Annotated in this window: 19 protein-coding genes and 1 pseudogene; 8 read left to right on the top strand and 12 right to left on the bottom strand. The window is 70.1% G+C overall.

Going from position 1 to position 20,822, the window contains the following annotated elements; translation table 11 throughout:
- Window positions 1-178: 178 nt before the first annotated feature.
- Window positions 179-262: pseudogene (locus tag AB0M27_RS33945) on the top strand (DeoR family transcriptional regulator); the annotation flags it as partial.
- Here AB0M27_RS33945 and AB0M27_RS33940 read toward each other — a convergent pair.
- The 3 genes from AB0M27_RS33940 to AB0M27_RS33930 form a co-directional block, all read right to left on the bottom strand.
- A complete protein-coding gene (locus AB0M27_RS33940; protein ID WP_365727513.1) occupies window positions 250-513 on the bottom strand; it encodes a hypothetical protein in 264 nt (87 codons plus the stop codon). The pseudogene AB0M27_RS33945 and the gene AB0M27_RS33940 overlap by 13 nt on opposite strands.
- Window positions 514-684: 171 nt before the next feature.
- Window positions 685-3,981: a discoidin domain-containing protein gene (locus AB0M27_RS33935; RefSeq protein ID WP_365727486.1), complete on the bottom strand. Its 3,297-nt coding sequence runs from the start codon at window positions 3,979-3,981 to the stop codon at window positions 685-687.
- Between the two features lie 697 nt (window positions 3,982-4,678).
- The gene (locus AB0M27_RS33930) at window positions 4,679-6,034 is read right to left on the bottom strand and encodes a beta-1,3-glucanase family protein (protein ID WP_365727484.1); all 1,356 of its coding nucleotides are present in this window, start codon (window positions 6,032-6,034) and stop codon (window positions 4,679-4,681) included.
- Window positions 6,035-6,540: 506 nt separating this feature from the next.
- Between AB0M27_RS33930 and AB0M27_RS33925 the strand changes: the two genes are divergently transcribed.
- The 3 genes from AB0M27_RS33925 to AB0M27_RS33915 are packed head-to-tail and all read left to right on the top strand — an operon-like array spanning window position 6,541 to window position 8,653.
- On the top strand, window positions 6,541-8,004 hold the full coding sequence (locus AB0M27_RS33925; RefSeq protein WP_365727483.1) for an RHS domain-containing protein: 1,464 nt from the start codon (window positions 6,541-6,543) through the stop codon (window positions 8,002-8,004).
- The gene (locus tag AB0M27_RS33920; RefSeq protein ID WP_365727482.1) at window positions 7,976-8,128 is read left to right on the top strand and encodes a hypothetical protein; all 153 of its coding nucleotides are present in this window, start codon (window positions 7,976-7,978) and stop codon (window positions 8,126-8,128) included. Before AB0M27_RS33925 ends, AB0M27_RS33920 begins: the two co-directional genes overlap by 29 nt.
- A 30-nt stretch (window positions 8,129-8,158) precedes the next feature.
- Window positions 8,159-8,653 carry a hypothetical protein gene (locus tag AB0M27_RS33915; protein WP_365727481.1) on the top strand — a complete coding sequence of 165 codons (495 nt, stop codon included), beginning with the start codon at window positions 8,159-8,161 and terminating at the stop codon, window positions 8,651-8,653.
- 445 nt (window positions 8,654-9,098) lie between these two features.
- Here AB0M27_RS33915 and AB0M27_RS33910 read toward each other — a convergent pair whose 3' ends face one another.
- Window positions 9,099-9,761, bottom strand: coding sequence for a TetR/AcrR family transcriptional regulator (locus AB0M27_RS33910; RefSeq protein WP_365727479.1), 663 nt, complete (start codon window positions 9,759-9,761; stop codon window positions 9,099-9,101).
- Window positions 9,762-9,863: 102 nt separating this feature from the next.
- Here AB0M27_RS33910 and AB0M27_RS33905 point away from each other — a divergent pair, with 102 nt between their 5' ends.
- The 4 genes from AB0M27_RS33905 (at window position 9,864) to AB0M27_RS33890 (ending at window position 13,042) form a co-directional block, all read left to right on the top strand.
- On the top strand, window positions 9,864-10,433 hold the full coding sequence (locus AB0M27_RS33905) for a carboxymuconolactone decarboxylase family protein (protein ID WP_365727478.1): 570 nt from the start codon (window positions 9,864-9,866) through the stop codon (window positions 10,431-10,433).
- An 86-nt stretch (window positions 10,434-10,519) separates the two neighbouring features.
- Window positions 10,520-11,200 carry a haloacid dehalogenase type II gene (locus tag AB0M27_RS33900; protein WP_365727476.1) on the top strand — a complete coding sequence of 227 codons (681 nt, stop codon included), beginning with the start codon at window positions 10,520-10,522 and terminating at the stop codon, window positions 11,198-11,200.
- Window positions 11,201-11,342: 142 nt separating this feature from the next.
- Window positions 11,343-12,143 (top strand): TVP38/TMEM64 family protein, encoded by an 801-nt coding sequence (locus AB0M27_RS33895; RefSeq protein WP_365727475.1) that lies wholly within the window; start codon window positions 11,343-11,345, stop codon window positions 12,141-12,143.
- A gap of 188 nt (window positions 12,144-12,331) precedes the next feature.
- Complete coding sequence (locus AB0M27_RS33890) at window positions 12,332-13,042, top strand: Crp/Fnr family transcriptional regulator (protein ID WP_365727473.1); 711 nt, start codon at window positions 12,332-12,334, stop codon at window positions 13,040-13,042.
- Window positions 13,043-13,139: 97 nt separating this feature from the next.
- Here AB0M27_RS33890 and AB0M27_RS33885 read toward each other — a convergent pair whose 3' ends face one another.
- The 8 genes from AB0M27_RS33885 to AB0M27_RS33850 form a co-directional block, all read right to left on the bottom strand.
- Window positions 13,140-13,619: a hypothetical protein gene (locus AB0M27_RS33885; protein WP_365727471.1), complete on the bottom strand. Its 480-nt coding sequence runs from the start codon at window positions 13,617-13,619 to the stop codon at window positions 13,140-13,142.
- A gap of 149 nt (window positions 13,620-13,768) precedes the next feature.
- Entirely contained in the window at window positions 13,769-13,993 is a 225-nt protein-coding gene (locus AB0M27_RS33880) for a hypothetical protein (RefSeq protein WP_365727470.1), read from the bottom strand.
- Between the two features lie 215 nt (window positions 13,994-14,208).
- Complete coding sequence (locus AB0M27_RS33875; protein ID WP_365727468.1) at window positions 14,209-15,417, bottom strand: FAD-dependent oxidoreductase; 1,209 nt, start codon at window positions 15,415-15,417, stop codon at window positions 14,209-14,211.
- A gap of 25 nt (window positions 15,418-15,442) precedes the next feature.
- Window positions 15,443-17,119 (bottom strand): radical SAM protein, encoded by a 1,677-nt coding sequence (locus AB0M27_RS33870; protein WP_365727466.1) that lies wholly within the window; start codon window positions 17,117-17,119, stop codon window positions 15,443-15,445.
- 22 nt (window positions 17,120-17,141) lie between these two features.
- On the bottom strand, window positions 17,142-18,557 hold the full coding sequence (locus tag AB0M27_RS33865) for an MFS transporter (RefSeq protein ID WP_365727465.1): 1,416 nt from the start codon (window positions 18,555-18,557) through the stop codon (window positions 17,142-17,144).
- Complete coding sequence (locus AB0M27_RS33860; protein WP_365727462.1) at window positions 18,554-19,336, bottom strand: TIGR04283 family arsenosugar biosynthesis glycosyltransferase; 783 nt, start codon at window positions 19,334-19,336, stop codon at window positions 18,554-18,556. The genes AB0M27_RS33865 and AB0M27_RS33860 overlap by 4 nt, the downstream gene beginning before the upstream one ends.
- Window positions 19,333-20,022 carry a TIGR04282 family arsenosugar biosynthesis glycosyltransferase gene (locus AB0M27_RS33855; protein ID WP_365727461.1) on the bottom strand — a complete coding sequence of 230 codons (690 nt, stop codon included), beginning with the start codon at window positions 20,020-20,022 and terminating at the stop codon, window positions 19,333-19,335. The genes AB0M27_RS33860 and AB0M27_RS33855 overlap by 4 nt, the downstream gene beginning before the upstream one ends.
- Window positions 20,019-20,807: an MTAP family purine nucleoside phosphorylase gene (locus AB0M27_RS33850; RefSeq protein WP_365727459.1), complete on the bottom strand. Its 789-nt coding sequence runs from the start codon at window positions 20,805-20,807 to the stop codon at window positions 20,019-20,021. Before AB0M27_RS33850 ends, AB0M27_RS33855 begins: the two co-directional genes overlap by 4 nt.
- Between the last annotated feature and the right edge of the window lie 15 nt (window positions 20,808-20,822).

The raw sequence follows: 20,822 nt of genomic DNA, 5'->3' as shown, positions 1-20,822 counted from the left end.
GATCGACCGCGCCCGCGCTCAACGCGGCTCGGGTGTTTCTCGGCACGAACGGCAAACTCGGCCCCGCCATCCACCTCTGCGAGGACGCCGGGTTCGTCAGAATCCCCCGTGCCCCCCCGGTGACCGACTACTACGCTCGCGCGGACGTCCTGATGAAACTGATCTGACGGCCAGGCCGGTGGGGATCTCCGAGGAATGCGTGCGGCGCGACCGGCGCGATCTCGCCTCCGAGGGACTGTGTCGGCGGGTCTACGGTGGCGCGCAGGCAGCGCCCAGCGCCTCGCGCTGCGGGTCGGGGAGGCGCTCGGCCAGGTGCGTCAGCGGGCGCAGCAGCGGCTCAAGGCCCGCGTAGGGGAGTGCGGCCTCGGCCTCAGCGCAGGCATGGCGCAGCACGTGACCGCTGAGCCCGCCCGCGTGGTCCAGCAGCGCGGTCCTGCCGATGCCGGGTTCGCCGCGCTGGACCAGCGCACCGCTGCGTCCGCCGGCCGCGGCCCGCACCAGCCCATCGAGCACGCGCTGCTCTCTCCCTGCCGTAGAGCCGCATGTCGCAGATCATACCCAACCGGAACATATACCCCTTGGATCACCGATTCCGTGGCGATCACGGGTCGGCGGCGTCACCAAGAGGGGGACAGCCCGGGCCGTGGGAACGGCCCGGGCTGTCCCTGAGAGGAAAGGCAAGGGTCAGGTGGCCGTCCAGACGAAGGTGGCGGAGCCCGCCGAGCCCGCCGGACTCTTCGCGGTGACCGTCACGGTGTACGTGCCGGTTCTGGTGGCCGCGCCGGTGAACAGCCCCGCCTTGGTGAGCGAGATGCCCGGCGGCAGGCCGGTCGCGGTGTAGGTGGTGCCGGTGGCGCTGTTCGGGTCGAAGGTCCAGTGCACCCGGGCGTGCACTGGGCCGCTCATGCCGTGCGGGTTCGGTACGAACAGGGGCGCGGCGGCCGTGGCCGTACCGGCGGCCTTGGGGGTGGCCGCGGCGGCCAGGCTGCCGTTGACCGTGGTCGGGACGGTGAGCGTGCCGGACACCGGCAGGTTGCGCGAGGAGTCGCCGACCAGGATCTGGTAGGTGCCCGCCGCGGTCGTCCAGGTGTTGCCGCTGGTGTTCCAGTACGCCAGGTCGTGGGTGCTGACGGTGAAGGTGAGCGTCTGCGCCTGGCCCGGGTTGAGGGTCACGCGCTGGAAGCCGCGCAGCTGGTGCACGGGCTCACCGGTGGACGCCGGATCGCCGACGTAGAGCTGGGCGACGTCGGTGCCGGCCCGTGAACCGGTGTTGGTGACCGTGACGTTCACGGTCGCGGTGTTCCCGGACAGCGCCCCGACCTGGAGGTTGGAGTAGGCGAAGGTGGTGTACGACAGGCCGAAGCCGAACGGGAAGAGCGGGGTGATGTTCTTCGCGTCGTACCAGCGGTAGCCGACGTTCAGGCCCTCGCTGTACTGCACCTGCCCGTTGGCGCCGGGCCACTGAGCCGGGGTGTTCGCGGGCACGTCGGCCAGCGACTTGGGGAAGGTGACGGGCAGCTTGCCGGACGGGTTGACGTCGCCGAAGATCAGCGCCGCTATCGCCGTGCCGATCTGCTGGCCCGGGTAGAAGCCCTCGAAGACCGCCGCGGCCTGGTTCAGCCATGGCATGTGGGTCGCCGAGTTGGTGTTCAGCACCACGATCGTGTGCGGGTTGGCCGCCGTGATCTGGTTGATCATGTCGTTCTGGCTGACCGTGCTGCCGCCGTTGTTCGGCAGGTCGAGGGTGGTGGTGTCGTGCTCCTCGTTGCCGTAATTGTCGCTGGCGAAGACGATCGCCACATCGGAGCTGTGGGCGAGGCTGACCGCGGAGGGCAGATCGGTGGCGTCGTTGTACGTCACCGTGGTGCCGGTGCCCGCCACCCGGTTCTGGATGCCGGTGATCGGCCAGACCGTGCCGGGACTGGTGACGGTGGCGCTGCCGCCGCCGATGGACTGCACACCCGCGCCGCCGTCCCAGCCGATCATCGCGATCGAGTGGGTGGTGGAGGTGGACAGCGGCAGGACGCCGTTGTTCTTCAGCAGGACCGTGCTCTCCTCGGCGCCCTGCAGGGCGACCGCGGCGTGCGCGGGGGTGGTGACGGTGGCACCCGTGCTGCCGCTGGGCGCCTTGTCGAACAGGCCGAACGCGAAGAACTGGGTGAGCAGCCGGTTCACCATGGTGTCCAGCGTGGCCTGGCTGACCGTGCCGTTGGCGACGGCCTGGGCGAGGAAGTCGGCGTAGAAGTAGCCGTTGGGCATCTCCACCGTCAGACCCGCGTTGGCCGACTCCACGGTTGAGTGGGTGCCGCCCCAGTCGCTGGTGATGAAGCCGCCGAAGTTCGCCTGCTGGTACAGGCCGACGTTCATCAGCGCCGGGTTCTGGCAGGCCGGCACATTGTTGACGACGCTGTACGCGCACATCGCCGCCGCGGGCGAGCCCTGCTGCACCGCCGCCTGGAACGCCGGCAGGTACATCTCCTGCAGCGTCCGGTTGTCGACGATGACCGTGCCCGCCGGATTCTCGATGTTGTAGACGGCCACGTGCTTCATCTCGGCCATCACACCCTGGCTCTGGATGCCACGGATGTCCGCTGCGGCCATCTGCCCGTTCAGGAGCGGGTCCTCGCCGAACGTCTCGAAGGCCCGGCCCCAGCGCGGGTCGCGCACGATGTTCAGCGTCGGCCCGAGGGCCACCTGCACACCCTTGCCCGCGAACTCGGCGCCGATCGCCGCACCGTACTGCTGCTCCAGCGCGGTGTCCCAGGTTGCCGCCATGGCGTTGGCCGAGGGCATCTGGGTGACGCCGCCGAGGCCGTCGCCCACACCGTGCGGGCCGTCCTGCAGGCCGATGTCGGGGACGCACAGTGAGGGGATGCCGGTGATGTTGCCGATGTACGGCGAGGAGTTGTTGTTGCCGTGCAGGATCGACACCTTCTGGGCGTTGGTCATCTGGGCCATCACCTCGGCGACCCGGGTGGCGATCGGCGCGGTGGAGCCGACCCACGGGCAGTTCCCGTTGCCGCCGCTGGGCGGGGTGGTGGACCCGCCGGGGGTCAGGACGGTGAACTCCCACAGCGAGTAACCCCATTGGGTGGCGCGTTGGGTGCCGTACATCCGCACATAGCGCCCGGTGCCGTTGAAGGACAGGTTCTCCGTCCCGCCCGGCCCGTTCGTGGTGGAGAACACGGTATTCCACGTGGAACCGTCGTTCGACAGCTGGATCTGGTACGCCTTCGCGTACGCCGTCTCCCACATCAGCTGCGCCCCGCAGATGGCCTGCGAGGTGCCCAGGTCGACCTGGATCCACTGCGGATCGGACGCGGCGCTGGACCAGCGGGTGCCGGCGTTGCCGTCGAACGCCGTGGAGGCCGGGGTCCCGGCGTTCTCCACCGACGAGGCGGTGGCGGGCTTACCGAGGGCGGCCGTGGTGGTGCCACACGTGGTGGGGGGCGGGGTGGTGCCGGAGCCGCCGTACACCTGGAACTCCCACAGCGAGTAACCCCATTGGGTGGCGCGTTGGGTGCCGTACATCCGGACATAGCGCCCGGTGCCGGAGATGGCCAGGTTCTGGATGCCGCCGGTGCCGGTGGTGGTGGAGTACACGCTGTTCCAGGTGGAACCGTCGTCCGAGACCTGGATCTGGAACGCCGTGGCGTACGCGGTCTCCCAGTTCAGGGTGACCTGGGTGATCGGCTGGCTCGACCCGAGGTCCACTTGGAGCCACTGCGGGTCACTGGCAAGGCTGGACCAGCGGGTTCCCGCGTCACCGTCCACGGCGGCATCGGGCGTGAAAGTGCCCTGCACCGAGGAGGCGGTCGCGGGTTTGCCCTGGGAGAGCAGAGTCGCGGTGGCGGCGTGCGAGGCGCCGGGCGTGAGAGCCAGGAAGGCCGAGGCAACCACGACCAGGGCCAGCACCACGGCGGCGTGAGGGGATCGGAAACGTTTACGGGATGCGGGGAGCCCCAGTGGGGTGACCCTCATGCTGTGCTCCTACGTGTCGGAAGTCGGCTCGCTCGGGCAGGGGATGAACCGGTGCGCTCTCGTGGTGCGGGGAGGGAGGAACACGGATAGGAAGAGAGCACTCTCTGACCGAAGCGATGTCTATGCCCGGTCGTGGGGAGTGCCAACCTCCCATAAATACAAGGCAGTTGGCGGCCTCGGTCGTTTTGGGACGTGCCAGGCCGGTGCGGTCAGGCGGGGTCGACGGGCAGCCGCTCCACGCGCTCGCGCACCTCGGTCATCCGCCCGCGGCCCGCTTCGGTGAGTGTGGGGGCGTAACGGCGGCGGTCGCGCGGGTCATGGCCTCTGGGGCCTCATCAGGCAACGTTCGCCCTGTTCTGTGGCCGCGTTCAGCGGGGTTGCGACGTCCAACTTGTTCCTCGGTTCCGCTGCCGTCGGTCATCAGGTCCTCGCAGGCTCACCCGACCCGCGTCAGCACCCTTCCAGGTCGGGGCATCAGCCCCTGTCCGGCCAGTCCACGCCGTCGCCCACCGCCGGTTCTGGCGGCGGGGCTTGTTGCGCGCCTTCCGGACGAGACGGAGGTGCGGAGAGATCCTCGAGCGGACGTACTGAGCCGCAACCGCACCGGCGCCCGACGGGTCCGGCCGGGGGGTGTGACCCGGCCGGACCCGCTCGTCAGGGGATCAGCGTGCATTCGGCGTCCGCGCCTTCGGATCGGCTACCAGCCGACGGCGACCAGGAGCCACTGCGGGTTGGCGTGGGAGATGAAGGAGGACTGACCCGCCACGTCGTCGTAGGGGAAGCCGTAGGCGAGGTTGTTGATGGCGTTGTCGTGCCAGAACTTGGCGTAGTAGTTCGCCGGTGTGGCCTTGTAGAACTGGGCCGGGTCGGACTGCTGGGAGGCCGGCAGTGTGGCGACGTGGCGGTTGAGGGCGGCGCACATGTCGGGGTTGCCCGACAAGGAGGCGGCGCAGCCGAAGATGTCGGAGGTGGCCGCGTTCACGCCCACGGACTGGGCGTACGCCGTGAAGTAGTTCGCGTTGGCGCCGCCCGCGCGGAAGCTCGGGTCGCTGCCGGGCGCGATGATCCGGTACGGGGCCTGAGTCTGGGCCAGCACCTTGAACTCACCGGGCATCGCGTCGGTGAAGCGCTGGAAGGTGGTGGCACGGTCCTCGGCGAAGGTCTGCCGATTCTCGCCGACTTCGACGTCGTAACCGTCCTTGGTGTGCAGGCGCATGGCCAGCTTCAGGCCGAAGGCGTCCACCCGGGTGGTGTTGCCGTTGAAAACGTTGTCGCCGACCGTGAACTCGATGAAGTCGTAGTAGGGGCTGTTGGGCGAGCCCAGGTAGAAGTACATGCGGCCCGAGGAGTTGGCCGGCATGTCGAGGTAGGGCTGCTCGGCGATCGAGTGCACCTGGCCGTTGAAGCTCCAGTACACCTGACTGTCGGGGTACTTGCCGTTGGTGCGGTTGAGGATCTTCACCTCGACGGCGTTGCTCGCCGGGGGTATGTCGCTGGTGCTGCCCCAGAAGTCGTCCGGCGGGGTGGTGCCACCGGGGCCGTAGACCTGCAACTCCCACAGGGAGTAACCGTACGGGGTGCCCCGCGCCGTGCCGTAGAGGCGGACGTAGCGGCCACTGCCGGTGATGGAGATGTTCTGGGTTCCCCCGGTGGCGGTGGTGGTGGCATAGACGGTGGTCCAGGTGTTGGCGTCGGTGGAGGTCTGGATCTGGAAGGCGGTCGCGTAGGCGGCCTCCCAGTTCAGGGTGACGTGGCTGAGCTGCTGGACGGATCCGAGGTCGACCCGTAGCCATTGCGGGTCGGAGAAGGCCGAGGACCAGCGGGTGCCGGTGTCGCCGTCGACCGCCGCGGTTGCGGGGAAGGAGCCGTTCTCGGTCGAGGAGGCGGTGGCGGGTCTGCCTTGGGACAGCAACTGGTCGGCGGCGCGCGCGGGTGACGGTGCCAGGGCGGCGAAGCAGGCGGCGATCAGGACGACGACCAGGCCGAGAGTCGCGCGTGAGCGTGCGGCGCCGACCGGTGGTCTGCGGGTGGGTGCACTGGCGGAACTCTGCATGCGAGGTCTCCTCAAGCCGGTTCGGCGTGCGTGGGGATGGAGCAACGGCAGACATGAGAGCGCTCTCACGAGTTGTAGCCCCGCCGGTGTCCGCCGTCAACAACTGAAGCCGAAATCAATCGGGTTGCGCCCGCGCGGACGACACGGCACCGATCTCGGCACTGGCATCGCGCACAGTGCGTTCGGCGTATTCAGCTTCCTACCGCTCGGGTGACCTCAAGTCGGTCTGTTCTTACATCGCTTGACGCACCCGGTACGGACCTGGCCGTGCCGTCATGCCGACTCGCGCACCCCGAGTTCGGGCTCGAAGACGACCGACGTCAGGTCGGTGCGTGCGCCGTGGATGTGCTCGTCGAGCAGGCGGGCCATCTCCGCCGCCATCGGTCGGCCGGGTCGTCGCCGAGACCGTCGACGGGCGCACCACCCGCTTCACCTACGACGCCGCCCGACGGCGCACCACATGCTCCACGCCCACCGGCGCCTTGACGCGTTCCACCTATGACGCGGTGGGCAACCGCACAGCGCTGCTCAACGACGGCCACGCCCTGACCTTCACCCACGACGCGTGGGGCAAGGAGCTGACCCGCAGCTTCGGCCCCGCCGAGGCACCGGTCACCCTCACCTCGGGGTGGAACGACATGGGCCGGCTCACCTCACAGCTGCTGACCGCCGGCGGCCGAACCCTGCGCGCCCGGGCATACGACTACCGGGCCGACGGCTGCCTGGAGCGGATCTTCGACGAGCTGAGCGGCACGAGCCGCAGCTTCGACCTCGACCCGGTCGGCCGCCCCCTGCGCGTCACAGCCGAGAACTGGTCCGAGTCGTACTCATACGACAGCGCCGGCAACGAGGCCCATGCCCAGTGGCCCGATCAGGCCGCGCGCACCGAGGGCCGCGGAGAACGCACCTACGAGGGCACCCGCGTCCTGACCGCCGGACGGATCCGCTACGAGTACGATGCCGCGGGACGCACCACGCTGCGCCAGAAAACACGGCTGGCGAAGAAGCCGGACACCTGGCGCTACACCTGGGACGAGGAGAACCGCCTCGTTGCCTGCGTCACCCCCGACGGCACCCGGTGGACGTACTCCTACGACCCGCTCGGGCGGCGCACGGCCAAGCACCGCATGGCCGACGACGGGCGCACCGTCGTGCAGTCCGTCCACTTCACCTGGGACGGCACTCGGCTGGCCGAGCAGACGGACACGGCCCACCACATCACCACCACCTGGGATTACGAGGGCCACCGCCCGCTGACCCAGCTCGAGCGCCGCACCAGCCCCGGGCACCAGCCACAGAGCGAGGTCGACGCCCGCTTCTTCGCGATCGTCACGGACCTGGTGGGCGCACCCAGCGAACTCGTCGACGAACAGGGAGCGATCGCCTGGCGCGGCCGATCCACCGTCTGGGGCGCCACCAGCTGGAACCGGGACGCGGCGGCCTACACCCCCCTGCGCCTGCCGGGCCAGTACGACGACGCCGAGACCGGCTTCTACTACAACTACCAGCGCCACTACGACCCCGACACCGCGCTACGCAAGCCCCGACCCGCTCGGCCTGGGCCCGGCATCCAACCCGGTTGCCTACGTCATCAACCCGCACACCCGGATGGACCCCGAGGGCCTGATCGCCAAGGGATGCACGGAAAACGGCGGCTGGTACAGCGGCCTGAAGCCCGCGAACCTCCTGGACGACGACAAACAGCGCATCAACCCCGTGGACCAGGAGATCAACCACATCCCCGCGAAGGCGTCCTACGCCCATCTGGACATGCCCGGGTTCCGGACCAACAAAAACGGCGGCGGCGCCGGCATGGGACCCGCGATCCGCATGGACGCCGAGGACCACCGCGACCTGACGAGCACGGGCTCCAGCAAGGAGAGCGAGGAATGGCGCGCCAAACAGCGGAAGCTGATCGACGCCGGGCACTGGGACCAGGCCATGAAGATGGACATCGACGAGATCCGTGAGCTGTACGGCGACAAGTACGACACCTACATCAAGGACATGGTCGACAGCCTGAAGAACAACAAGAAGTTCCAGGCCATGCTGACCAAGAAGGGCTGGACGATAAACTACGACATCCTGAAATGACGACGCCGTGACGGACTGAGGGATTACGCGATGGATCTGGTACTCGACCCGCCGCGCGGAGTCGCGCCGATCCTGCTGGGCATGACGCTCGACGAGGCGCTCGCCGCAGTGCCCGACTGGGGCGAGCCCCGGGTGCTGAGGCACCCGAGCCGGAACTCGGCGAAGGCGTCCTGGACCCTCGACCACGTCGGCGTCCAGGCCCTGGCCGAGGGCGGAACCCAGGTCACCGCGATCGAGCTGTGGTGGCCCGGCGAGGGCCGCACCTCCACCACCCGCGTCCTGCTCGAGGGGGACGAGGTCTTCACCACCCCTGCCGAGGACCTCTTCCGGCGCGCCGCCGAGCGGGGGTGGACGATCGACAAGTCGCAGCCCGAGTACCCCGTGATCCCCGGGGTGTCGCTGGGCTTCACCCGGCAGACCTCACAGGAAGTCGAGCGGGACTCCGACGGTCTTCCGAGGTACGTCACCTCTGTCCTGGTGGGCGGCAAGGACTACTACAACTACCGCTACCAGGACTGCGGTTGATTGTGCCGTGACCTACCACCGCGGGCACCGTCGCTGACTCGACGGCAGGTAGCGCCGGCTCATTGTCGGGCGATAGCACGCAGGTCACCTTCTCCGGTTGCGGAGGAGGCGACCTGCGGTGCGTGGAGGCTACTTGAACCAGTAGCGGACGCCGTGATGGTAGGAGCAGGTGCCCTGCGAATGCCGCGAACGGGACCACGAGCCGTCCATGCAAAGACGATGGCGGCGCGATCGCTGCTGGCGGTGACCGCGACCACCCCGGCGCGTGCCATGTCCTTGCCGTCGGCATCGAGCATCGCGGTCAGCTGACGGCGGATGCTGCGCAGCGTGCGGTCGCCGGGACGGCGAACGGCAACGGTGGCGACAGCACGACCGTCCTGGCACCCTCGCTGCCCAGCTCCTCGATGTAGGAGAAGGCACGGCCGGGCCACGTCCGCCCCCAGGCTCAGCTCCCTGTGGCTGGGCGAGCCGGGGACGAGGCCGTCGCCCATTGCTCGATCTGCCGTTCGAGCGCGCCGACGGTGTGGAGCGCCTCCTGACTTGCTCCGCTGCGCGCGGCGACCTGGGCCCCGTACAGCGCAGCCTGCAGCAGCCGTGCCCTGCCGAGGATCTCCTCGGGTCCCATGTGCGGCAGCTCCCCGCGGTCCAAGGCCCGCCGAAGGGCTGCGGCGATGCCGTCGCGTACACGCTCGCGGTAGCGGTGAGCGTGGTCGGCGATCCGCTCGTCACGGGGGGCCACTTCGGTGGCGGTGTTCACCATGAAGCAGCCCGGACTGCCCGGCTCGGTCACGCCCCGGCGGACGCGGTCCAGGAACCCGTACAGGTCGTCCAGGCCGGCCGTGCCGTGCTCCAGAGACCCCAGAAGCTCATCGCGGTCCCGGTCGTAGCGGGCCAGGGCTGCCTGGAGCACCCCGTGCTTGCTGCCGAACGCGGCATACAGGCTCGATGCGGACAGCCCGGTCGCCTCCGCCAGGTCCTCGACGGTTGTCGCCTCGTACCCCTTCGTCCACAGCGTGCGCAGCGCGGCAGCCGTGGCCGCGTCGAGATCGAACGAGCGGGGGCGGCCACGGCGAGGGGACCTGGCGGGGGTGGATCGGTCGTCTTGCACTTCTGAAGTGTACGATCCAGAATCATTCCGGAGTATCTATTCCAGAAATAGGCCCTGATGTCGGACGCCACTCGTCACCGCATCGCATTCGAGGAGCACCCAATGGCCCACGCCGAACGTCCCCTCTCCCTCCCGGCCCGCACCGAGGCCGACCCGGACTCCGCTGTCGCCGCGGCGCTGGCCAGGGCCAAGGCGCAGACCGGGATGATCCCCAACATGTACGCCCGCATGGCCAACGTCCCCGGCCTGCTGGACACCTACCTGAGCGGCTACAACGCCTTCCGCAGGAACTCCGGCTTCACCCCGGCCGAGCAGGAGACTGTCCTGCTGACCATCAGCCGCGTCAACGGCTGCACCTACTGCGTCGCCGCGCACAGCGCCCTCGCCGACATGAACAAGGTGCCCACCGAGGTCACCGACGCCCTCCGCGACGGCAAGCCGCTGCCCGACGCCCGCCTGGACGCACTGTCCGAGTTCACCGCCGTCATGGTCGAAAGCCGCGGCCTTCCCACCGCCGCTCAGGTCGACGCCTTCCTCGCGGCGGGGTACGCGGAGACGGACATCTTGCACGTCCTGCTGGCCGTCTCCGTCAAGACGATCAGCAACTACACCAACCACCTCTTTCACACCCCCGTGGACGAGATGTTTGCCCACCGCGCCTGGGAGGAGTGACCGCCGCCGACGTGCAGGCCGCAGAAGCCCTGCAGTAGGAAGCCGCAGAAGCCCTGCAGTAGGAAAGGGAAGGACGGTGTTCGACCATGCCCCAGAACCGCCCGTCGGTCCTGGTCTTCGACGTGAACGAGACCCTCAGTGACCTCTCGCCGCTGCGCCACCGATTCGAGGAGATCGGCGCGTCCCCCGACCTGCTGCCCCTGTGGTTCGCCGGAATCCTCCGCGACGGGTTCGCCTTGACCGCCGCCGGCGGCCCCGCGGACTTCGGCACCCTCGCCGGTGACAGCCTGCGCTGGCTGCTCACCGGAAACCTCGGGGCCACCACGACGGAGGAAGCTGTCCGGCGCGTTGTGGAGGGGTTCGCCGAGCTGGAGGTGCACATCGACGTCGTGGAGGGCGTACGGGCACTGCGCTCAGCCGGCTACCGGCTGGTGACGATGACCAATGGCAGTGCCGCCTTGTCCGAGAAGCTGCTTACCAGGGCAGGGATACGGGACTGCTTCGAGGCGCTGCTGGACGTGACTGGTCCAAGCCGTTGGAAGCCCGACCGCCGTGCCTACCACTACGCCGTCGAACGCTGCGGCGTCCGTCCCGACCAAGCGATGCTGGTGGCCGTCCATCCGTGGGACATCGACGGCGCGCGCCGGGCTGGACTGTCAGGAGCCTGGCTGCGGCGCGGTGTCCCCGCCACTGCCTATCCCCGCGCGCTGAACGGCCCCACCCTCGCAGCAGAGGACCTCATGGAACTCGCCCGCCTCATCGGGTGACACGGCTGGGGCTGGGACCTGTCCGGCTCAGTTCCTATCGGGCTCGGCGTATTCGATGGTGGCGTAGTAGCGCCCAGCGCCCCTGGGGCCTTCGATGTCCCTGGCGAGGGAATTCCTGCGGCCCGAGAAGGGTTCCGTAGTCGTGCCGAAGCCGACCCAACCACAGCCGGACACGTCCGCGTTGCGCCCGGACGCCGAGAGCATGGGCGCTCCTGTCACGCAGCGCAGCCCACTGCGTTCCGGTCTGCGAGCCGTGTCGCTTCTGGTCCTGGTAGTGGCGCTGAGTGCGGCCATGCTGCTCGGCGGCGGCAGGTTGCTGGCCGAGGCGCGCGACCAGGTCGACGCGTGGGGAGTGTGGGCCCCGCTGGCGTTCGCCGTTCTGTACGCGCTGGCCGAGACGGCGTTTGCGCCCGGAGCTGTGCTGACCGCGTCCGCCGGGGCGCTGTTCGGTGTGGTGACTGGGACGGTGACGGTACTGGTGGGCGCTACCGCCGGGGCGATGCTTTCGTTCGGGCTGGCCCGCTGGCTGGGACGACCCGCGGTAGCCCGGTGGGCCGGCGAAGGGCGGCTGGCCCGGCTGGACGCCTTGGTCTCCGCGCGCGGCTTCCTGGCCGTGCTGATCCTGAGGCTGATCCCTGTGTTCCCGTTCGCGCTGGTCAACTACGCGGCCGGGATCACGGGGATCCGGCTGGTGCCGTACGTGATGGCCACGGCGATCGGGATCGTTCCCGCCACCGTCGCCTACGCAGGACTGGGCGGAACGCTGGATGACCCGTCATCGCCCGGTTTCTGGGCGGCCCTGAGCGCCTTGGTCCTGCTTGCCGCTGGAGGTGCGTGGGGCGCGCGCCGTCTCCGCGGGCACCAACCTCGCCGCGACGAAACCGATGCGGGCGGCACTGGCGGTGTCCGAGCAGGCCAGCCGTTGGCCGATCCACCGCCCTGACCAGCAGTCTCCTGCTCAGGCCAGTCAACCTGCGCGTGCCGGCCGACGGACGAAGCAGTGGTTGCCGCGCCGACACACCGGGCGGCGGGTGCCGCCCACTATGGCAAGTCGTATGCCGCACGGCACCGCTCCGACCGCGGTCCGATCCGGCCGGGTGACCGTATGGTCAGGGATGTGACACAACGCGGATGAGCAATCCGAAACGCACGCTCGGAACACTGGCGGTGAGCGAGACTGCCGGGCGCACCGCTGGTTGGATCATGCGCTGCCTGGGTGGCTGCTGGCCCCCCGGCAAGGAGGACGCCGCTCGGCTGGCGGCTCGGCTCGAGCAGCGTCGACTTCGGCCAGGGGAAACAGCTTTCCGTCAGGGAGCGGTCCCGGACGGGATCTGGGTACTCCGCAGCGGACAGCTCGAACTGGCCGCCGGCTCCGGGACCGAACGGGTTGTCGTAGGCATGCTGGAGTCGTGCGGCATTGCCGGGGACATTCCGCTGCTGCTGGGCCAGCCAGCGGTCTGCACGGCGCGGGCTCTGAGCGACGTCCAGGCGGGATACCTGCCCGCGGCTGGGTTTCTTGCCCTGCTGGATGACAGTCCCTCAATGGCCAGGGCCTGGCTGACCGGCCTGGCCCGGCGGCAACTGCGGGCCCAGCAGGCCCTGGCCCAGACCGTCGAGGGCAGCGCCGAGAGCCGGACCGCGGCGCTGCTGCTGCGCGAGGCCCGCGACGGTGCGGTCACCTGCGCCCAGACGACGCTCGCGGCCATGCTCGGCCTGCGCCGCCCGACCCTCAACCGGGTTCTGAAGGAGCTCGAGCAGGACGGTCTCGTGCTGGTCGGCTACCGGCGCGTCGATTTGCTCGCACCCGATCGGCTGCGCCGCCGAACCCAGGGGAGCGCCTGATTGCCGGCCCTCCATGCAATTGAGTGTTCCGGGCCTGCCCATCTGCCCACGGTGGCGGATGCCGCGCGTAGGCTCAGTGCCAGCTATGCCAGGACGTTCAGCCAGGTCGGGACCATGAGCAGCCCGTCCCTTTGTCCATGAAGTTGTAGGCGGCACCGGTGGCCGTGGCGTAGACGAGGTGGTGCCAGCCGTCGACGGCGATCTCGGCCGTCCCCCACTCGGTGGCCGGGGGCGCCACCCCAAGGGCCGGAAGCGCGATCATTTCGCTGGCCCAGACCAGGCCCATGTGCACCGTGGAAGCGACAGCCGGGGGCACGCCGAGCGCCGCCAGGAGACCACGGGCTGCGCCCCAGGCGGTCCCGTACCCGTAGTGCACCGCACTCGAGAACCGGGCCCTGCCCCGCTCGTCAACCGGAGCCGCGCCGAGCAATTTGCCCGCCGCGTCGGCCGGGGCGCTGCTGGACTGCCGACCGCGCACCTTCACAGTGCTGCTCAGCGTCATCGCCAGCGTGCCGACCAGGCCCGCAGCCAGCCCGACGCCCATGGCAGCAGCCATCTGTCCCAGCCGTGCGGTCACGATCACCTCCGGGCGAGGTCGCGTTGCATCGTTCGTTGCCTGAGGAAGAGGCTGGCTCGGTTTCTTCGCTGTCCGACGGGTTTCCAGGCGGGGTGTCGTTCACACGCTCTGAAGGGCGTCAAGGCCACCGAGCAGCGGCGGGCCGGTGTTCAGGCGGGTGTGCGGCGGCGCCACGACAGCCAGGAACGCTTCGGGGCCCCGTCGTCTGGTGGGAGCCGGTGCGGGGCGCGTGCGCGGACCTCGGCAAGGACCTGTCGGGTACCGGGGTTGGTCAGGGCCTGCCCGGCGATGCTCACGGTGGGCACGGTCTCGTTGCCCTGGTTGACGGAGCGGACGTAGGCGCGTCCTGGTCGTTGTCCCAGATGTTGTGCCACTGGACGGGCAGCCCGGTGCGCTCCAGGCCACGGCGCAGCGTGAAGCAGTACGGGCATCCCGGGCGCCAGTTCACGTGGACGGCCGACACGGTGGGCGCCGCCCCGGGGTCGCTCATGGTGAATGCCTCCGGGCTGTCGTCGGTTGTGTGGGAGGGGAACCCGGCAGGGCGGCGGTCGCATTCCATTCCGGTACGGCGTCCGATCGGGCCTGGGATTCAGTGAGTGGCGCCCACTTCGGCCGCGGGCGCACCGTCAGAGTCGGCGTTTGCGGCGACGATCTCGTCGACCTGCTGGTAGCCGGTGCGCAGGAGGAAGGTGTTGAGGCGGCCGTAGGACTTGGCGCCGAGGATGTAGAAGTCGGGTTCGGGGTTGCGGAGTTGGTCGATGCCGGGTGCGGGCTGGGCCAGGCAGTCCGCGGTGGTGCCGGAGGCGGCCAGTAGCGCGGCGGAGAGGTTCATGGGGGCGCCGGTGGCGTAGCACTCATGGACCTGGAGTTGGCGGTAGAGGGTGTGGTCGCCGGTGTAGCCGGTGAGGGAGACGACGTGGTCGGCGAGTACGTCCGATGCGCCTGCGGCGCCGGCGAGGCGGACGCGGATGCGGTCTCCGTCAGGGATGAGGCACTGCACGTGGACGCCGGTGTGGACGCTAACCCGATCGTCGGTGCCGTCGGACAGCGCCTGGGAGGCGTCGACGAGTTCCTGGCGGGCGGGGAGGGTGTCGTCGGGGACCACGCCCCAGTCGGGGGCAGGGCTGCGGATTGCCCAGACGAGCCGGGTCTCGGGGAGGGCGGCGAGGTCGCGGGCGGCGGTCTGGGCGGATTTTCCGGCGCCGACGAGGAGGACAGTGCCCTGCCAGCGGCTGGGGTCGGTGGTGTCCGGGATGGTGCGGGTGATGCGGTGGCCAAGGGCGCGTTCGCCGGGGGCGGGGATGCCGCCGTCGCCCAGGGTGTTGGGGTGGGCGTAGGTGCCGGTGCAGTCCAGGACCAGGGTCGCCTTCGCGGAGTCCTCGCCGTCCGGGGTGTCCAGGAGCAGGGTGAAGGGGGCGGCGGCCCGGGCCTTCGTGCCGATCTGCTCGTGCTTGAGCAGGCCGGTGCGGGCGATGGCGGCGACGCGGGTGCGGTAGCGGATCCGGCTCTTCAGCTCTGCGAGTTCCGCGATGGGTTGCAGCAGGCGGGTGACGAATTCGCCTCCAGTGGGGCAGGCGCCGTCCGATGGTGCGTCGGAGAGGTGGGCGCGCATCCGGTGGGAGACGTTCAGCTCCCAGGGAGTGAACAGGCGGACGTGGCCCCAGGCGCGGACGTGTGCACCGACGGCGTCGGCGCTCTCGTAGACGGTGAACGGCCAGCCGGCGTCGGCGTAGGCCAGGGCGGCGTCCAGTCCGACGGGGCCGGCGCCGAGGATCGCGACGTGCGGGGTGGCGGGCATGCTGCGGGTACCTCCCGGGCGGTGGTCAGATGGCGCAGTGGACGGGGCGGGGCAGGCTGCCGTCGGCGAGGCGGGCGGCGAAAAACCGTTCGGTCACCAGTCGTTTGCCCTGTTCCAGCGGGGTGCCTGCGGGTGCGAGGTGCATGTCGGGGCTCGTGGTCAGGTCGGCTCCGGCGGGGTGCCAGTGCAGGCCGTCCGCCGTCACGGTGAGCTCGGGGACGGAGGAGTCCTCGCCGATCTCGACGCCCTCTTCGGCGAAGCCGCGCCGCAGCAGGGGGCGTACGGCGAAGTGGTCGTCGGGCAGGCCGAGTTCGGTCAGGAGCGCGGCGACGGCCGGGATCTCGCTGGTGTTCTCGGGGGTTTCGGTGAGGGCGACGCGCGGGGGCAGGCCGATGTCGATCAGGTGGCGGATGCCGTCCATGGTGCGCTGCCAGGAGCCGGGGCCGCGATGCAGGTCGTGGGTGGCCGGTGTGGCGCCGTCCAGGGAGGTCTGGACGGTGAGTTTGCGGTCGGCGAGGGTGTCCAAACCCTCGGCGCGCCGGCCGCGTAGCAGCATTGCGTTGGTCATCGCCACGGTGGGCAATTGGGCGGAGGCGTAGTCGAGCATGCCGACGATGTCCGGGTGCAGGAAGGGCTCGCCGCCGGTGACGTACAGCTCGGTGAATCCGGACGCCACCGCCTCGTCCACCAGTGCCCGGAAGTCCTCAGCCTGAAGGGTACGCGCGGCGGCCTTGGGGGAGGAGGCGACGGCGCAGTAGTCGCAGGCCAGGTTGCAGTGGAAGTTGGTGTAGATCCACAGGCGGGAGGGGAAGTAGGGGCTGCCGAACAGCGGCACCACCGGGCGGTCACCCTCCAGTGCGGGCGCTGCCACAGGTCCCCACCCGTCATCGGCGGGCTGGAAGGAGGTCGGCAGCGTGGAGCGGTAGAGGTGATAGCGGCCGCGGGCACGCTCACGCGAGGGCAGGATCTCCAGACAGGTGGTCCACCAGCCGGTCTCGATGGTCTCCACAAAGACCTCCGGCAGTCCGGCGGCGCGCATGGAGGCGGCCTGCGCCTGCCAGTCGTACGGCAACGGCACCAGCTCGGCCGACGCCTGCCCGGCGTCGAGGTCCAGGAGCGCATACCAGACCTCGCGGCGGCCGTCGTTGGCGGGTTTGCCCAGCACACCGACGTTCACCACCAGCGTGTCGCCGGTCCGCCGCTGCCAGGGCAGACCGCTGTGGGTGCACAGGATCACGTCCGCACCGGAGGCCGCGACCCGCTGCCGGTGCTGGTCCTCGGGCAGGGACTCCCACCAGAAGTCGTTCAGGGCGAGGGTGGAGCCGTGCACCATGTGCACGTTCACCCCGTCAATCTGCTCTCTGCGCTCGGTGGGCAGTTCGCCCATCCAGGCGGCAAAGTCGCGGCTGGTGGTGGCGAGGGTGTGGTCGTAGATGAGCTGGGCGAACTCGTTGTCCTTCGGATCGCGGTAGCCGCAGCCGCAGTCGGCATCTCCCCGGGCGATCGCCACGTCGTAGTTGCCGGCCACGCAGGTGATGCCATGGTCAGTCAGGATCGGCCACAGAGCGTCGACCTCGGCGCCGAAGCCACCCAAGTCGCCCAGGCAGTACAGCCGCTCGGCGCCGCGTGCGCGGACGTCGTCGACGAAGGCTTGGAGGGCGTACGGGTTGCCGTAGGGGCCGCCGCATACCGCAATACGCATGTTAAAGATCTCCAGGGGTGATTCAGGCGGGCGTGGGGTTCAACGACTCCAGGGGACGGGTGGCCGCGTCGACGCCGCCACGCAGCCGGAATATCCCGATCGCGGCAACTCCGGCCAGCCAGCATGCCACCACCAGCAGGTAGGAGGTGGTGGCACCCATTCGGGTGGCCAGGTCCGGAAGGGCCAGGGTGCCGACGATGGCGCCGATGCGGCCCATGGCGACCGAGAAGCCGACGCCGGCGCCGCGCAGGTGGGTGGGGAACAGCTCGGTGAAGGTCGGGTAGGCAGAGGTCCAGGCGGCGGTGGCGAAGGCGTTGGCGGTGATGAAGGCGAGCGTGACCCACACTGCGCTGCCACTCGCGGTGGCCCAGGCGAGCAGTCCGACCCCGGCTGCGGCGAGCGTGTAGGAGGCGGCTACCGTGCGGTGGCGGCCGAGCCGGTCGAAGACCAGTGACATGGCCAGGCCGCCCGCGAGCGCGCCGACGTTGCCGACGATGAAGAAGAACGGCACCTGCGCGTTCCCGATGTGCACCTGCTTCAACACCACCACCGACAACAGCGCGAAGATGCCGTAGTAGCCGAACGCTTCGGCCAGATCGAGGACCGAGCCCAGCGCGAGGCGTCCCGGATGCCGACGCAGCAGCTCACCGAGCGCCTGGTGGGGCGCCGGTGCCGGAACCTGCTGGGCGTCCTGGGTGCCGTGCCCGGTCCCGGGGGTCAGGCCCGATCGCTCCTCCATGCGTACGACGACGGCCTCCGCCTCCGCGTACCGGCCCTGGGAGATCAGCCAGCGCGGCGACTCGGGGATGCGGCGCCGGAAGTACAGCACCACCAACGCGAGCATGCCGCCGATCACGAACAGGTACCGCCAGGAGACAGCATCGTCCAGCGCGAGGGTGTTGAGCAGAAGGTAGGCCAGCAGTCCGGCGAGCACAGCCCCGGCCGCCCAGAAGTTCATCACCACGGCGCCGACCCTGCCGCGTACCCGGGCGGGCATCAGCTCCGCGATGGCCGCGTTGACGATGGCGTACTCGGCGCCCACGCCGAGGGCGGCCAGGAAGCGGAAGGCGTAGACGAAGCCGAGCGCGGGGCTGAGCCCGGTCAGCACGGTGAAGGCCGCGTACCACAGCAGGGTGAGTACGAACAGGCGGCGGCGTCCGAACCGGTCGGCGAGATGGCCGCCGGCGAGCGCGCCCAGCAGTATGCCGGTGAGCCAGATGGCCAGGATGGCGTCCTGCTCGAAGACGGTGGCGTGGAAGTGGGTGCCGAGGGGGCCGACCGCGCTGCCGAACAGCTGCACTTCGAGGGAGTCGAAGAGCCAGCCGGCGCCGAGCGCGACCAGGATCGTGGTGTGCAGGCCGGTCCAGGGAAGCCGGTCCAGGCGGCTCGCCAGGTCGGCGGGTATACGGGCGTGCGCGGACGCTTCGTTCGTCGTCATGCGCTGGAAACCCGCTGAGGGCCGGCCGCCTTCCGCCCGCGGCGCAGAAGCCGGGCCGGGCCCTTCGCGTAGCGGCGGCGGATGCGCTCGGGGTCGGCGCCGGCGAAGTACAGCAGCTTCAGGCACTGCATGAACACGATCATCCGCCACACTCCGTGCTCGACAAGCCGGCGGGAGGAGGCCGTGGAGGTGGCCGGGAGGATGGCCAGGGTCCCGCGGCGGTCGAGGCGGCGGGACATCTCCAGGTCCTCCATGATGGGCAGGTCCGGGAAGCCGCCGAGCTCCTCGAAGACGCTGCGGCGGATGAACATGGCCTGGTCGCCGAAGATGTGCCGCAGGTGCCGGGCGCGGGCGTTGGAGGTGTAGGCGAGGTAGTTCAGGCCCGGAGTGTGGCGGTCGAAGCGCAGGGTCAGTCCGCCACCGACCACAGTAGGGTCGGACATAGCGGCGCGGATGTGCGCGAGGGCGGCATGATGGATCTCGGTGTCGGCGTGGATGAACCACAGCACCTCGCCGCTTGTGTGCCGGGCGCCGGCGTTCATCTGCTTCGCCCGGCCCCGCTCGCTGTGCACCACCTTGGCGTGCAGGGTAGCGATCTCGACGGTGGCGTCGGTGGAGCCGCCGTCGACGACGACGAGTTCGCAGTCGGGGAAGTCCCGGCACAGCCGGCCGAGCGCCGCCTGGATCGTGCGCTCCTCGTTCAGTACGGGCACGATGATCGACACGGACGTTTCGGGCGGTGCCGTGAGTTTCCTCCGCCCGCCGCCGGCGAGTCTCATACGTCCTCCCATGACCGCGGCGATGCCAGTACAGCCGTGATCCCCGGAGGCAGGCCCGGGTCGGCCAGGAGCGCGGCGGCGTCCTCGGAGGTGTCCAGGTCCCGAAGAGGAGCGAGGAGTTCGGCGCGCAGTCCGGCCTCGGCGGCGAGTGTGAGTGTGGCGGCCATCACCTTGTCCGTACTCCACCACATGGCGTCGAGGGCGAACAGTTCGGTGTGCGGGCGGCGCGTGCCGATCAGGTAGTAGCCGCCGTCCAGCGCCGGTCCCAGGACCACGTCGTGGTTCTCCAGGGCGGTGAGAGCGGCGGCCAGATGCATCCTGGTCAGGGTGGGCGCATCGGTGCCGATCACCAGGAGTGGGCCCCCGCCGTCGGTGAAGGCGTCGGTGACGGCGGCGGTCAGCCGCTGGCCGAGATCCTGGCCGCGCTGCACGAGCGTACGAACCCCCGGGTGTGCTGCGACACGGACATCCGGGGTGCTGGCCTCACCGTCCCCGCGGCCGTGCGTGTAGGCGAGATAGGTGCGCAGCCCGGTGGCGGTCACCGTGTCCAACGTGTGGCGGATCAGTTCCGCCTGCAGGGCCGCGCACCCGCGCGGGCCCAGCAGCGGGTGCAGCCGTGTCTTCACACTGCCCGGCCGGGGCGCCTTCGCCATGACGAGTACGGCCGGGGTGGAGGCGGCGCTCATGCGTCGAACCGGTAGACGAACCCGGCGGGCGTCACCGCCTCCAGCACGGCCACCGTATGGCCGACCAGCTGGGCGAAGATGTCCTTGCTGGCCGCCATGCGCCCCAACAGGGCCTCCACCGGCTCCGGTTCAGGGGCCACACCGTTGGCGTAGTCCGTGACGAACCCGACGAGCGCCAGGGGCAGTTCGGCCTCTCCGGCCAGCACGATCTCCGGGCCGGCGGTCTGGCTGACGGCGGTGACTCCGGCGGCGCGCAGGGCGGCGATCTCCGCGCGGGAGTTGAAGCGGGGCCCGTCCACATGCCCGTACACGCCGTGCGGCACGACCGGCACGTCCAGTTGTCCGGCGGCGCCGATGAGCGCCTGGCGGAGCGGCTCGCTGAAGGGCCGGTCGAAGATCCAGTGGCCGCGACCGGGCTGTCCCGGGGTGTCGTACCAGGTGCACGGGGATCCGTCGGGCAGCCGGTTGGCGGGGAAGTACAGGTCGTCGAAGACGACCAGCGAGCCGGGTGCGGCGGCTGGGTCGGACGAGCCGCACACGGTCAGGGAGATCACCGCGTCGACGTTCAGCGCGCGCAGCGCGGCGAGGTTGGCCTTGTGGTCGACTTGGTGGGACAGGCGGCTGTGGCCCGCGCCGTGCCGGGACAGCTGGACGATGTCCGTGCCCTTGAGGCGGCCGTCGGTGACGGTGGCCTGCCCGTGCTCGGTGGTGACGACCCGAGTGGCCGCCCCTTCGAGGTGGGGCCAGTCGTAGCTTCCCGAGCCGGTGATGACGCCGATGCGCATCCTTGAGTTCCTCCC

Origin of the sequence: Streptomyces sp. NPDC052107, from assembly GCF_040680215.1 — a bacterium.
In the GTDB taxonomy this organism is placed as follows: domain Bacteria; phylum Actinomycetota; class Actinomycetes; order Streptomycetales; family Streptomycetaceae; genus Streptomyces.
This window is presented reverse-complemented; position numbering and strand designations above follow the sequence as displayed.